This is a genomic window from Nodosilinea sp. FACHB-131 (assembly GCF_014695395.1).
Lineage (GTDB): Bacteria > Cyanobacteriota > Cyanobacteriia > Phormidesmidales > Phormidesmidaceae > Nodosilinea.
On record NZ_JACJOF010000008.1, the window covers coordinates 12803 to 27273 of the forward strand.

General features: G+C 54.4%; 11 protein-coding genes and 1 riboswitch. Of the genes, 6 read left to right on the top strand and 5 right to left on the bottom strand.

Annotation, left to right across the window (positions count from 1 at the left end):
* Positions 1–13: 13 nt before the first annotated feature.
* From lhgO to H6F75_RS04845, 5 genes are all read right to left on the bottom strand, one after another.
* A complete protein-coding gene (lhgO, locus tag H6F75_RS04825; protein WP_190749766.1) occupies positions 14–1234 on the bottom strand; it encodes an L-2-hydroxyglutarate oxidase in 1221 nt (406 codons plus the stop codon).
* 54 nt (positions 1235–1288) lie between these two features.
* Positions 1289–2062 carry a glucose-1-phosphate cytidylyltransferase gene (rfbF, locus tag H6F75_RS04830; RefSeq protein ID WP_190749768.1) on the bottom strand — a complete coding sequence of 258 codons (774 nt, stop codon included), beginning with the start codon at positions 2060–2062 and terminating at the stop codon, positions 1289–1291.
* Positions 2063–2688: 626 nt separating this feature from the next.
* Positions 2689–3753, bottom strand: coding sequence for a signal peptidase I (gene lepB / locus H6F75_RS04835; protein ID WP_190749770.1), 1065 nt, complete (start codon positions 3751–3753; stop codon positions 2689–2691).
* A gap of 9 nt (positions 3754–3762) precedes the next feature.
* Complete coding sequence (locus tag H6F75_RS04840; protein WP_190749772.1) at positions 3763–4554, bottom strand: glutamine amidotransferase; 792 nt, start codon at positions 4552–4554, stop codon at positions 3763–3765.
* A 42-nt stretch (positions 4555–4596) separates the two neighbouring features.
* The gene (locus tag H6F75_RS04845; protein WP_190749774.1) at positions 4597–5913 is read right to left on the bottom strand and encodes a Mur ligase family protein; all 1317 of its coding nucleotides are present in this window, start codon (positions 5911–5913) and stop codon (positions 4597–4599) included.
* Positions 5914–6053: 140 nt separating this feature from the next.
* On the opposite strand from H6F75_RS04845, the gene H6F75_RS04850 reads away from it, so the two are divergent.
* From H6F75_RS04850 to H6F75_RS04875, 6 genes are all read left to right on the top strand, one after another.
* Positions 6054–6851 (top strand): cobalt-precorrin-6A reductase, encoded by a 798-nt coding sequence (locus H6F75_RS04850; protein WP_190749776.1) that lies wholly within the window; start codon positions 6054–6056, stop codon positions 6849–6851.
* A 287-nt stretch (positions 6852–7138) separates the two neighbouring features.
* The gene (locus H6F75_RS04855; protein ID WP_190749778.1) at positions 7139–8593 is read left to right on the top strand and encodes a PP2C family protein-serine/threonine phosphatase; all 1455 of its coding nucleotides are present in this window, start codon (positions 7139–7141) and stop codon (positions 8591–8593) included.
* A 121-nt stretch (positions 8594–8714) separates the two neighbouring features.
* Positions 8715–9311, top strand: coding sequence for a DUF2808 domain-containing protein (locus H6F75_RS04860; RefSeq protein WP_190749780.1), 597 nt, complete (start codon positions 8715–8717; stop codon positions 9309–9311).
* A gap of 30 nt (positions 9312–9341) precedes the next feature.
* The gene (locus H6F75_RS04865; protein WP_190749782.1) at positions 9342–9932 is read left to right on the top strand and encodes a 2'-5' RNA ligase family protein; all 591 of its coding nucleotides are present in this window, start codon (positions 9342–9344) and stop codon (positions 9930–9932) included.
* A 98-nt stretch (positions 9933–10030) separates the two neighbouring features.
* A riboswitch (Glutamine riboswitch) is annotated at positions 10031–10106 on the top strand.
* Between the two features lie 42 nt (positions 10107–10148).
* Positions 10149–10619, top strand: a complete 471-nt coding sequence (locus H6F75_RS04870) for a DUF4278 domain-containing protein (protein ID WP_190749784.1) — start codon at positions 10149–10151, stop codon at positions 10617–10619.
* A 415-nt stretch (positions 10620–11034) separates the two neighbouring features.
* A complete protein-coding gene (locus H6F75_RS04875) occupies positions 11035–14367 on the top strand; it encodes a PAS domain S-box protein (protein WP_190749785.1) in 3333 nt (1110 codons plus the stop codon).
* Positions 14368–14471 lie beyond the last annotated feature (104 nt).

The window sequence follows — 14471 nt, forward strand, 5'->3', positions numbered from 1 at the left end:
TGTTTGAGTGTGACTAGAGTGCGACGGAGGTCGGAGCAGTGGCCTTAACCACTTGGGAGGCAACCTCTTTACCGATTTCCAGAGATGATGTGGCTGCCGGAGACGGCGCGTTCAAGACGTGAATTGACCGCTCTCCGTTGACGATGAGGAAATCATCAACCAAGCTGCCGTTGTTCATCAGTGCTTGAGCTCGTACCCCGGCATGGGTGGGAACAACGTCTTCACTACGGACCTCTGGAATGAGGCGTTGTAGGCTCTTGACAAAGGCTGCTTTGCTGAAGGAGCGAACGATCTCGCGGACACCTTCATCTGCATGCTTGGAAGCCAGCTTCCAGAAGCCTGGATAAGCCATCACTTCAGCAAAGTCTTTCAGGTCAAAATCGGTCTTTTTGTAGCCTTCCCGCTTCAGGCTTAGGACTGCGTTAGGGCCAGCATGAACACTACCATCAATCATTTTGGTAAAGTGCACCCCAAGGAAGGGAAAGCTGGGGTTAGGTACCGGATAGATCAGGGTGTTAACCATATGCCGCTTCTCGGGCACTAGCTCATAATACTCACCGCGGAAAGGCACGATTTTGGCTGAGGGCTTGAGTTTAGCCATTTGAGCTACTCGGTCCGAGAATAGCCCAGCGCAGTTGATTAAAAACTTCGCTTTAATAGTACCTTTGTTGGTTTCTAGAACCACGTTTTGTGGATCTATGGAGATACCTAGTACTTTGGTATTCAAGCGGAGATCGTTGTTGGACTCTTGAATAATCTCGATGTACTTTTGGCAGACGGCTTTGTAATTAACGATGCCGGTTGAGTCTACCTTAACAGCGGCAATACAGTTGACGTAGGGTTCGATCTCCTTAACTTGCTCTGGCGTGATTTTGGAAACGGGAATCTCGTTTTGAAGACCACGCTGAAAGAGATTTTCTAGGAGTGGTAGTTCTTTTTCTTGGGTCGCAACGATGACCTTGCCGCAAACGTCATAAGGAATGTCATGCTGGCGGCAAAAATCTACCATTGACTGACAGCCGGCGCGGCTAAATTTTGCTTTGAAGCTGCCAGGTTTGTAGTAGATGCCGGAGTGAATAACCCCGCTGTTGTTACCTGTTTGGTGATAGGCCCAGGAGGACTCTTTTTCGATGACGGTGATTTTGGCGCTGGGAAGCATTTGGCTCAGCTTCATAGCTGTAGCCAGGCCCACAATGCCACCGCCAACAATGGCGTAGTCGTAGGTATTGGACATTATGTTTGCTCTAGTGTGCAGTTATGCAGGCTGTTTTGGAACGCAGGGCTTGAACTACCAAACCTTCCAGGGAGCTTCCCCAGATTTCCATAATCCTTCAAGATTATTTTTATCTCGAAGAGTATCCATAGGTTGCCAAAATCCGTCGTGACGGTAAGCCGACAACTGTCCCATCTCAGCCAGTTTAGTCAGGGGCTCATGCTCCCACATGACGTCCTCATCGGGGATAAAGTCGATTACCTGGGGATCTAAGACAAAATAGCCACCGTTAACGTAGGCTTCATCGCCATCGGCTTTTTCAGCAAAGGATGCGATCGTGGTCTGTCCTTCATGTAGGGAGATGGCCCCAAATCGACCAGGGGGCTTGACTGCGGTAAGCGTAGCCAGGGTGCCCTGAGCTTCGTGGAATTTGATGAGTTCGGTGACGTTTACATCGCTAACCCCATCACCATAGGTGAAGCAAAAGGGCTCAGACCCAATGTATTCTCTTACCCGCTTGAGGCGTCCACCTGTTAGCGTCGATGCGCCAGTATCAATTAGCGTGACTTTCCACGGTTCGGCGTTACCGTTATGGATATTCATTTGGTTGTAACGCAAGTCGAAGGTTACATCTGACATGTGCAAAAAGTAGTTGGCAAAGTACTCTTTGATGACATAGCCTTTGTAGCCGCAGCAAACGATGAATTCGTTAATGCCGTGGGCCGCATAAATTTTCATGATGTGCCAAAGGATGGGATAGCCCCCGACCTCAACCATAGGTTTAGGCTTGATACTGGTCTCTTCACTTAGACGGGTACCTAAACCACCAGCTAATATAACTGCTTTCATAAACCCTCTAGAAAATAATAAACTAGGAAGTTCTGGTCTTCGAACTGATGCGCTCAACTCGCGGAAGCTGAGCTGGATTTCAACTCATTTACCCAGTAAAGCACTGCCTATGTCAACTTAAAATCCTCATTTCTCTGAAATTTTATTTAGTCGTTAGGGCTAGGGGAACTAAGTAGATTTAGCAAATCTTTAACTTAAGTATTCTTACCGTAGCTTACGCCAGACTCCTATACTCTAACTGCTGTCTTTAGTCGCATTAACAAGCTTTTAACTTGATCATGAAGTTGTGTACTTTAAGACTAATAAAGCCGCTGCTAAAGCGTAGTCGGCGTGCCTAAGCATGACGTAAATCCCTTTGTATAGCGACAATATTCATGTTTAGGCTCCCCTAGGATACGCCTGTTGGCTAGCTTAGCCCTGACCCGGACTATCATTGTGAGCAGTCGGTGAAGTCAGACGGTCAGCATGTAAAAACCAGATAAATATAGCGACAGCTGTTTAAATTAGCCTTGGCAGACAAAATCACCCTTAAATTACCCTGATGGGAGATTGGTCTAACGCTAGAAAAGAATGAGAATCAACTTAAACTTGTGATGAACGAATATATTAGTTGAGAATCTTCTTAACTAAGGCAAGGGCTGTACCCGTTCGGGTGGCCAATAGATTTTGTAGGCATTGCCCAATACGTGAGCTTGGGGCAGAAACCCCCACACGTGGGAATCGCGACTGTTGTTGCGATTGTCGCCGAGTACGAACAGGTGGTTAGTGGGTACTGTTTGTGGCCCCCACTGGTATAGGATAGGCGCGGTCAGGTGGGACTCGACGAGAGGGATACCATCGAGCCACACCTGGCCGTCACGGATCTCCACCTGCTGACCGGGTAGAGCAATGACCCGCTTCACCATCAAATTCTTGAGTTCTCCGGCTTGTTCAATCGGAGTGCGCTCGGGGTTAGAAAAGACAACGATGTCGCCTACAGCTAGAGAATACTCGAAAGTGCGAGGGCGGACGAATATGCGATCGCGCACCTCTAGCGTGGGCAGCATTGACTCGCTGGGCACAATGCATTGCACTACCTTTTGCGGCACGACAAAGGGGATAGAGCTGATCGCCAGACGGGTGATCAGCACTGTGACGAGCAGCCCTCCTAACCAACTCCACTGACGCTGACGGGCGGGAGCAGCTCGGTAGACCAATCCGCAACTCACCGCCCAAACGATAGGCGGTATGGGTAGCAGAGCTGAGTTGAAGTTGGCCAGGTAGGCGGTAAAAATGCCTAAGATTAGCAGCGTTCCCCCTACGGTGGTCTGTTGCAAAAACAGGTGCCCTAGCCCAGGCAATATCTGGGAGAGGAACACGGGGTACCAGGGATCGCTAGATTGGTAGCGCAGTGGGCTGAACTCGTTGAGGGTAATGCCCCGCTTAGCCGCATGGTGGCTATCCCACAAATTGAATATATAGAGACTGAGCAGTGGAATGAGGGTGATTAGCCCTCGTAGGGTGTTGCCCCTAGGCGCAAAGATTGACCAGAAGATAAAGACGACGAGCCCTAGGTGAGCAGCAATGATGACCAGACCACGGGCGATCGCACCCTCATAAATCTGCCCCATGCCGGGCAGGGCTGCGGACAGATTAACCGCCAACCAAGGACTTTTTTGTCGACCCACCAGTACCTTGGAGGTTGCCTTCATAGCTCAGGGTTACCTGTAGCGCTGAACAACGAACTCGTGGGCGGCAAATTCTTCGGTGTCGGTCAGGGTGGGCAGGGTAAGGTTGACGTCGGCGTACTTGCGGCGTAGGGCTAGCCCAATCAGGTAATCGGCAAAATGCGGGTTTTTGGGCAGTAGCGACCCGTGCATATAGCTGCCAAAGACGTTTTTGTAACGCGCGCCCTCGTATTCGGCGGTGGCATTATTACCGAAGCCAGCGATAGTTTTGGCTAGGGGCTCTACGCCCTCACCGAGGTATGTTTGCCCTGAGTGGTTTTCAAACCCCACCAGGGTACGGGGAATTTTTCGAGGGGTAGCGTACATGGTCTGCATCTCGGCGTAGACAGCAGAGTTAATTTCCACAACCAGGTTGCCGATGCACCGCTGCTTGACGTCGGTGCTGGGGGCACGGGTATTGACGTTGACGATGCCCAGACCCTGGGTTTCTTCACCATTGCCCATCAGAAAGGTGTTGCCCATGAGCTGGTAACCCCCGCATACACCCAGGAACACTACTCCCGCCTCCGTATCGGCCCTGATGGCCTCGTGCTTGAGCTGGTGGAAGTCATTGACTACCGCCACCTGATCCATGTCTTGGCCACCGCCCATAAAGTAAAGATCGGTCTGACCGCTCTGGGCTACCTCTTCCATGGTCAAGGGTTTCACCGTGCAGTCAATGCCCATCCATTGGCAGCGGCGGCGCAGCACGATGAGGTTGCCGGTATCGCCGTAGAGGTTGAGGTAGTCGGGGTAGAGATGGGTAATGGTGAGGGCGTAGGGCATGGATGGGTAGTGGGTAGATGGGTAGGGGGTGGATGGGTAGGGTCAGACCACATCCAGGGTTTTGCCCATGAGCTTGCGAAATTCGAGCATGGCCGTGTAAGTGGGCAGCACAAACACCGTGTCGCCGGAACTAGCCTTTTGAAAGGATAAATCAATTATTTGGCGGATCGATTCTTCGGCTGGGATGGGGCCGGGGGGAACATCCAGCGCATATTTTAGCCGTACTGCCATATCCTTGGCGCGAACACCAGTGCAAAATATCCAGTCAATATTGGCTTGGTTGAGCCTTTCGAGTTCACTGTCCCATAGCCAGGAGACGTCTTTGCCGTCGGCGGTGTTGTCGTTGATGGCGAGGATGAGTTTAAGTCCAGGGATATTGCGCAGCAGCTCGAGACTGAGGCTAAAGCTGGCGGGATTTTTTACCAGCAGTAGGCGGTAGTTGACCTGTTTATCGCCCTGCCGGCGGGTAAGGATTTCGCCTCGGCCAAAGGCTGGTTTAAAGGTTTTGAGCCCGGCGATCGCAGTGGCTCCGTCTATACCTAGGAGGTTAGCGATCGCGATCGCCGTCAGCGCGTTGTACACATGGAAGAACCCCGGCGAAACGGTCTTGGCTTGGGGTAGGTGCACCGTCTCATGATTGATTTGCCCCTGAACCGAAAAATCGGTGGTCAGGTCTTCGTTGATGTGAATGTTCGTCGCCTCTAGCCCTTCACTGCCGGGGACTCGGCGGTTGAGCTTGCCTTCATAGGGCAGAAATCGGGCGTACTCTGGGGCAAGCGACATAAAATAGGTGGCGTTCTCCAGCCCCTGAGTGAGGCGAGAGGTGCGGGGATCGTCGCCATTGACGACCACGGCGGCGGTAGGGCACTGGGCTATACCATCGCGAATTAGCTTTTCGGTGCGATCGATTTCACCGTAGGCATCGAGCTGGTCGCGGTAGAGGTTGGTGACGGCGATAATATTGGGCTTGATCAGCCTAGCGATGCGAGGCAGGGTGGCTTCTTCTACTTCTAGCACCGCATGGGTAAAGTCGAGGCGGCCAACGGCGTTGCTCTGCTTAAGTAGCTCTGACAAAATACCCTGGCTGAGGTTGGCCCCGGCCTTGTTGCGCAGCACCTTGGCCTTCGGCGCCTGGTCAAGCACGGCACTGAGCATGGTCTGGCTGGTGGTTTTGCCGTTGGTGCCGGTAATGGCCACCACGACCGGGATTTGACTAACTAGTGCCTTTAGAACAAAGGGAAAATAGCGGCCCACCAAGTAGCCTGGCAGTGCGGTACCTGACCCCCGCCCCGATACCCGCAGGGCCAGGGTCAGCAGCTTAGCAAAGGCGACAATAGGAATCAGCAGCAGTTGGTTCATGGCCGGGCCAGGCAGATCATGAGGGAAAGGGTAGCAGAGTGTAGGGACAGACCCACGGGTCTGCTCTAATTTTTTGAGGCGAGGGGATGGAGAGACGCATTTTCGCGGCTTGGAGGAACACACGATATTGAAGGGAATTTGTGAACAATCGCGGTTCAGTTCTATGGGTGATTGGGGGTACAGGGGAGGCGGTGGAGTTGGCCGCTGCCTTGGCAATGGAACAGATTCCCTGTTTGGTCACGGTGACCACGGCGATCGCACGGCACGCCTATAAAAAGAGTACCTACTTGAAGGTTCTAGTCGGGGGATTGGACGTGGCGTCGCTGGGGGAGTTTATTCAGGCCCAGCGGATCGAGGCAGTGCTGGACGTGTCCCATCCGTTCGCGGTAGAAATTTCACAAGGGGCGATCGCCGCCGCCCGTACCCTCAACCTCCCCTACTGGCGATACGAACGTCCTGCTATAGAACCCTCTTCTAACGAGCGCATTCACTATATAGAAGACCTGCAGACTGTGCTCACCCCAGAAGTTCTGCTGGGACAGCGCACATTGCTGACCCTGGGCTATCGCTGGCTGCACCGCTTTGCCCCCTGGCAGACCCAGGCCACCCTATTTGCCCGTATCCTACCGTCGCCGGTAGCATTGGAAGCCGCCCTAGCAGCGGGCTTTACCCCCGATCGCCTGATCGCCCTCCGACCTCCCATTAGCGCCGCGTTAGAATGTGCCCTTTGGCAGCAGTGGCGCATCACTCAAGTTATTACTAAAGCCTCTGGCGCGCCTGGGGGAGAAGATATCAAGGGCACAGCTGCTGAACGGCTAGAAATTTCTCTATATATTTTGAATCGTCCTCAGCTCGATTACCCAGCGGTGTGTCGCAGCCAGGAGGAGGCTTTGGCGGTTTGCCTGGGGTGGTGGCGATCGCACCAAGGTTATGGGTAAAAAACTGCCTAGGCATCCCTTCCAGCTTCACTGGCTGATCTCCTTCCCCAGAGGTAGTTAAGTCCTCTCAAGAATGCTATTCTTGGCCTTCAATTTGTGCGCTACTATGGGCTATCCCCAGTTTCAGCCGGCCGGGATTACCTTTGCAAAAGTTGCTGTATGTCGCCAAAAATAGGGATTTTCTACGTCTAAGGGCAAAGACGTGCGCCAATTTTTCGGTTAGCCCCTATATTTAGTTGGTCATTTGGTTTGTTGAGTCTCACGAGAGCATTTTGCACAGGTCGTCCATGACAGCTTTTCCCATGCCATCCGGGCCGTCACCTTCTTTTGAGAGCGTTAGCAGTAGCGCTCTGCCAGATACTCCACCCGTGTTTGCCCTTAAGGAACTGGTGGCTCGGCTGCAGCGTGAGCAGTACAAAATTCAAGATTTGCTCAGTTCGCTGGGGTTTGCCCTCCGCAGCCTCAACAACCTGAATCAGTTCCTAGAGCTGATTCCCATGATTGCCAGTCGGGTAACTGATGCTAGCGGCGGTGCCCTGGTGCTGTTTCGAGCCGATGGGCAGGTCCGTTTAGAGCGACTGCACTGCCAGAGCGAAGACCAGTGCCAGGATGTGCGATCGGCCCTAGAGGCCGCTACCCGCCAAGTGACAGCTAGCTTTAAAGCCGCCCCTGAGAGCAGCATGATGTCGATGGCGCGCAATGCTATGCTGGCCCTCGATCGCCAGGTCAACCGCTACCTGGGCGACGAGTTTCAGCTGTTTGGCACCGCTATCATCGTGCAAAACGTGGAGCGGGGTCGGCTCTACGTGTTCAGCCGCGACCCGGACTATGCCTGGACGGAGACCCGCCAGAAGCTGGTGCGCCTGGTAGCTGATCAGACCTCGGTGGCGATCGAAAACAATGAGCTGACAGCGGCGGTGCGCAAAAAAGAGCGCCTCGATCGCGAGCTTGAAATTGGCGCTGAAATTCAGCTGCAATTGCTGCCCCGCGAGTGCCCCGCTATCCAGGGGATGGATTTGGCCGCTAAATGCCGCACCGCTCACAAGGTAGGCGGCGACTACTACGACTTTATCCCCACCACCTTTGATCAGCTGCGCCAGGCCGGCTCCCAGCAGACGGCAGCGGCTCCCTGGAGCTTTGCCATTGGGGATGTGATGGGTAAAGGGGTGCCCGCCGGGTTAATCATGACCATGATGCGGGGCATGCTGCGCACTGAAGTGCTCAACGGCCATTCGCCCGCCCGCATTTTGCAAGACTTAAACTTCGTCATGCACAGCGATTTAGAAAGCTCGAACCGCTTTGTGACGCTGTTCTACGCCGAGTACAATCCTAAAACTCGCCGCCTGGCCTACGGCAACGCCGCACACAATCCACCGCTGCTGTGGCAAGCTGCCACCAACACCATCACCCGGCTCGATACCCCTGGCATGCTGCTGGGGTTGGATATGAACACCGAGTATTGCGAAGCCGAGGTAGAGCTTCAGCCGGGCGACACGGTGGTGTTTTACACCGACGGTTTTACCGAGGCCGCCAACCCTCGGGGTGAGCGCTTTGAGGAAGAAAACCTGGAGCGGGCTCTCCAGTGGGCCTGCCGCAACTGCACATCAGCCGAGGCAATTTTAGACTACACCTTTAACTTGATCGATCGCTTCATTGGGGGCGATCGCAGCAACGACGACGACATGACTCTGGTGGTGATGCGGGTGAAGCCAGAACTTCAGCTCAATCTATTTGACAACTAGCGCGATCTCAAATTCTCGGCCTAAATTCTCGGGTTGGCAGCGCTAGACTTGAGGTATCTAGCCTCAATTTGGCGATGTTGCCGTTTCCGAAGGTGAGGCGACCCTTGGCCGCGATCGCGTTATGTTCACATCCCTAACCCAGTCATCGTTGAGACGAGGCGTTGCTCTGGCTGGTGCCGGTCTACTAACCCTGGGCTCTACCTGGGGATTTTTGGCGCCAACCTCCGCCCCGGCGATTCAGTACTCTGACGGCACCGTAGGTTTTTCGTACCCGCCGCGCTTGACCGAAAGCTACGCCACCCGCAATCTGGTCAGCGACAGCAATGTCACCTACTACCTCACCTTTGATTTCCCTGAGGCGGCAGTTGAGCCTTTGGAGCGGGTGGTGATTCGCCTGAATGAAGGCTATGACCCAATTTTTCGCTACCGGCTAGATGCCACTGAAGCCTTTGCCAACACCCCCAATGGCCGGGTGTCGTTACCCTTGGGCGAACTCACCCAAGACCAGGACGCCCGCGAATTGTCGATTTCCTTCGATCCGCCTGCTGAACCTGGGGTACCGATCACCCTGGCTCTACGCCCCGTGCGGAATCCTCGTTTCGGCGGGGTCTATCTGTTTGGCGCAACGGCCTACCCGGTGGGCGAAACGGTGGAATCTACCTTTATGGGTTATGCCCGGCTGTCGTTTTATGAGCGGGATCGCGATCGCTGGCCCTAGCCCCAACTCTCATTGTTAAGGTTTGCCCCCATGGCTAGCCCATCGCCAGAGTCGGCGCGATTTTTTGTGGCCCTACTGCCGCCCCAGCCGGTGCAGGACGCCATCACCGCCATCAAGCAGGACGTTGAGCGGCGCTTTGGCAGCAAGGCCGCCCTCAGATCCCCACCCCACATCACCCTACAGCCGCCCTTTGAGTGGCCTCTAGAGCGGCTGGACGAGCTACAGCACCATCTGCATAGATTTGCCGGTCAGCAGCGGCCTATTCCCATTGTTCTAGAAGGGTTTAGCGCTTTTCCGCCGCGAGTGATCTATGTAGACGTGCACCAGACGGCAGCGTTGATGGCCATTCAACCAGCCTTAATAAGCCATCTAGACACCCACTGTGGGCTGCGGCAGGGCTACCGAGCCGGTGCTCATCGCCGCACCCCTTGGCCCTTTACCCCCCATGTCACCGTGGGCTTCCGTGACCTTGCGCCCGCTGCCTTTCACCAGGCCTGGGCTGAGTTTGAGCACCGCCCTTTCTCAGCCGATTTTGAGGTGCCTACCCTCACCCTGCTCCGTCACGATGGGCAGGTATGGCAAATTTTTTCTGAGCAGCCGCTGGGTGCGCCAAAGCCTTGAGTTACCAGGCATACGGGATTATGTAGAAGCTTATACAGAATAGAAATTCCCTTGACATCACCCAAAACCGTAGCTTACTATACAGAAGTAATCAGAAATTCGTTCATCTCGCTTTTTCGTTACTGGCTAAAGCGAGACGGAAGTAGGGGTTAATAGCCCCCGAAGGAACGCGCCCCAATGTTCTGATCAAACCCTTGATCTTTTGGAGGCGACCCCATGCAACTTACCTATCGCGGCGTAAGCCACGACTACAATCCCCCCGTTGTGGAATCCAACTTAACCGATGAAGTTGGCAAGTTCCGCGGTGTAGATATTCGATTTCGCACTGTTAAGAAAGCTGCTGTGCAACAGCCCACCCTGGACTTGGTCTATCGTGGTGTGGCCTATCAGACCGGCACCTCTGAGGTAGCCCCTGTCGTTGAGACAGCGCCTGTCGTTGCCACAGCGCCCGTGGCTGCGATCGCCGCTCCCGCAGTGGCAACCACCCTTAGCACCGAAGACAGAGCCCGCATGAGCATGATGAACCGTCATCGCTCCGTGAAGCAGCGTCAGCAATCGATGCTGGCCCGTCTGGCTACCGAAGCTGGTCTGCCCGCCGAAGCTGCCCAATACTGGAACCACATTCAGGGCAAGGTGCACCCTAGCTTTTGGGCTACCTACAGCCGCAGCGGTGCAGCTGTTAGCTAAGCACTCGACCTGTTGAATAAACAGCCCCTGCCAGCAACGTCTGGCAGGGGCTGTTTTGTTGGCAGCTGATGCCGGAACCTGTCCTTTAGAGCAATCCGGCTGTAAATACCGCTAGCACCTCAGCGGGTTTGTTGCCGAAAGAAGTAGATTGGGCGAGATAAATTGCCGAGCAGTTGGGAAATATAGGTCCATTGATATGGGGCAGTAGTGATACAGAAGGAAAGCTGCCCCCGCCCAAATTAGTGGTCAAGCAGATTAGATTCACGCTTAGAACTTCCCTTTTTGCCCCGTGTTTTCTAAACCCCTGATGTGGTGAGACCTAACCGCCTAGGGTGTCTCCATTTACCTGTTGTTCCTCGCTCCACACTCGATTGTGTCTCTAACTTCTAACGGGTTGCCTGTAAACCTTGGCCCTTTGCCCCAAGCTGGCTTAGGGCAAGAGGGGGTAGCTTTAGAATCTCAAGGTCGCAACCTCTTCAACATGGCTTTGGATGCCATGCTCATTGCTAACGATCAGGGGCAGTATGTTGAGGCGAATCCTGCTGCCTGTAAGCTGCTGAACTGTGTACGAGACCAGATCATTGGCCGCACCATTGCCGATTTTTGTGTTTTGCCTCCTGGGGTTGATTTGCATCAACAGTGGCAGATCTTTTTGGCCCAGGGCCACATGCAGGGAGAAGTTGCTTTCAGGGTAGGCAACGGGGAAGAACGAATTGTGGAGTATGCGGCTACGGCTAATGTTTCTCCCCACTTTCACCTGTCTATTCTGCGAGATATCACTGGGCGCAAGCAGGCCGAGGCGCTCAAGGAGCATCTCAACCAAATGCTTACCCAGCAGGTTAAAGAACGCACCGAGGAATTGCGAGTTGTGCAAACTCAGCTCGCCCACAAGCACTCGTTGCTTGACAACATTCTCAGCAATATTGACGGCGTGGTTTGGTCAATCGATCTACAAACGATGACAACCCGGTATGTCAATTCTGCTGTAGAGACCCTCTATGGCTATTCTAAAGAGGCTTTTTTAGATACCGCTGACCTGTGGCGCAGTCTGATTTACCCGGCTGACCAACCCAAAATCGAGCAGTTTTTGGGGCAGCTCGGCGGGCAAGAACGCTTTGATCTGGAGTACCGCATTACCCGAGCCGATGGAGAGCTGCGCTGGGTGCGCGATCGCTCTCGGGTGGTTTATGACCCAGAGGGCAATCCGGTCCGCCTAGACAGCGTCGCCACTGACATTACTGAACAAAAGCAGCTAGAGGAAGCCCTGCGCCTGAGTGAAAGTCGGCTGCGGGCCATTTTTCAGCAGGCGGCCTTGGGCATCAACCAGGCGTCCCTAGACGGTTATTTTTTGCAGGCTAACCAGGCCTACTGCGACATGCTAGGTTACAGCGAGGCAGAACTTCTTCAGCTGCGCTATCAAGATATTGCTCACCCTGACGAACGGCAAGAAACGGAAGCTGCCCTGGCCAGGCTCTACGCCGGGCAAACCTCGTCAGTTACGTTAGAGAAACGCTACTTTCACAAAGATGGCAGCATCCGGTGGACAAATCTAGTGCTGTCTATTCTCCGCGATGCCGATGGACAGGCGATTTCGGACATTGCGATTGTGCAGGACATCAGCGATCGCAAACAGATAGAGCAAGCCCTTGAAGAAGAGCGTAGCCTGTTCATTGATGGCCCCACCGTCGTCATTCGCTGGGGGCCGACCGATGAATGGCCTGTGGAGTATGTCTCCCCAAACGTGCGGGCCCAGCTTGGCTATGAACCGAGCGATCTCGTGGAGGGCCGTGTAGCCTTCGCCTCACTCATTCACCCAGACGATATCGACAAGGTACAAGCTGAGGTAAGCGCGGCTGTGGTGGCCCAAATACCTTTCCTTGCCACAGAATATCGGCTGCGCCATGCCAACGGCGACTATCGGTGGATCGATGAATTTACTCGGATCATCTATGGAACCGACGGTGCAGTAGTCAGGTTTTTGGGCTACGTGCAGGACATCACCGAGCGCAAGCAAACGGCGCTGGCTCTGCAAGAGAGCGAGGCTACAAAGCAGGCCATGTTGTCAGCGATTCCCGATCTGCTCATGCGCATCGATCGCTATGGTCTACGCTATGACTTTATCTCTGGCGGCGAGATTACCCTCTACGGCGACGTTGACACTCAGCGCCCTCAGTCAGTCTACGAAATGCTGCCTCAAGCGCTAGCCGATCAGCGGCTGCACTTCATTCGGCAGGCGCTCGACACCGGCGAGCGGCAGATCTACGAATACACCATTACTGTAGACGGCCATCCCTACTACGAAGAGGCGCGGATCGTGCCCTTGGAGGGGGACAAGGCGCTGGTGATGGTGCGGGATGTCTCTGACCGAGTAACGGCAGAGAAGGCTTTACGGGAGAGTCAGCAGCGCTTTCAGGCAATTTTTGACCAGATGTATCAGTTCATTGGTCTGCTGACGCCAGAAGGTATTTTGCTAGAGGCTAATCAAACCGCCCTAGCCTTTGGCGGCTTCAGTCGAGAAGATGTGGTGAATCGCCCCGCATGGGAAACGGGCTGGTGGGATGTTTCCCCTGAAACCCAGGCGCAGCTCAAGCAGGCGATCGCGGCCGCTGGCCGAGGTGAGTTTGTGCGCTATGAGGTGACAATACAGGGGGCCAATCAGCAGATGATGACCATCGATTTTTCCCTGCGGCCGGTTTTAGATGACCAAGGTCAGGTGGTGCTGCTGATTCCAGAGGGGCGCGATATCACCCAGCGCAAGCATATGGAAGAAGAGCTTGAGCGCACCAAAGTCTTTTTGGAGCAAACCAACAGCGTAGCCCGCGTTGGCGGCTGGGAAGTCGATCTGCAACAGAACCTGGTGCACTGGACCCCCACTACCCGAGAAATCCATGAGGTAGATGCCGACTTTGAGCCCACCTTGGCGACAGCGCTCAGTTTTTACCCTTCGGGCGCTAACCGTCAGCGCATGGCCGCTGCCATCGAAAACGCGCGCCTCACCGGGCAACCCTGGGATGAGAAGCTACAGGTAGTGACCGCTAGGGGAAATCTGCGCTGGGTGCGATCGCTGGGGCAGGCGGAGTTTGTCGATGGCACTTGCATCCGCCTTTTTGGAGCGTTTCAAGACATCGATGCCCAGATGCGGGCAGACATGCAGCTGCAAGAGTTGACTCAACAATTACAGCAGGCGAACGGAGAGCTAAGTCGGGTTGCCACTACAGATGCCCTCACCCAAGTGGCCAACCGACGCTGTTTCGATCAGGTATTCATGCAGGAGTGGACGCGGGCCCAGCGGGCCACCACCTCTCTGGCACTGATTATGTGTGATGTGGATTATTTCAAGCCCTACAACGACCACTACGGGCACCCGGCCGGGGACCGGTGTTTGCAGCAGGTGGCCCAACTGTTGAAGGATCATATTCAGCGCCCTGGAGATGTGCTAGCTCGCTATGGTGGAGAAGAGTTTGTGATCCTATTGCCCAAAACCACGCTGGTGGGAGCGATGGCAGTGGCGACTAGAATTCAGCACCAGTTTACCCAAGCCCGGTTGCCCCATGGGTTTTCGTCAGTAGCTGACCACATCACCTTGAGCTTTGGCATTGCCTGCTGCGTACCCCTCCAAGAGAAGTTGCCCAGCGAGCTACTGGCCGCTGCCGATGCCGCTCTATATCAAGCCAAGCTGGCAGGCCGGAATCGCTACTGTATTAGCACCGGCAATTGGCCTGGTGTCCCAAATTTGCCCATAGGCTGAAGCCGCTATCTTTAGCGCACTAGCATAAATCGTTTAGGTTAGATGGGCCAAGGCAGGGGCAAAAAACGGCTCATTCTCAATAGTTGAATGGGCAGAATGCTTGC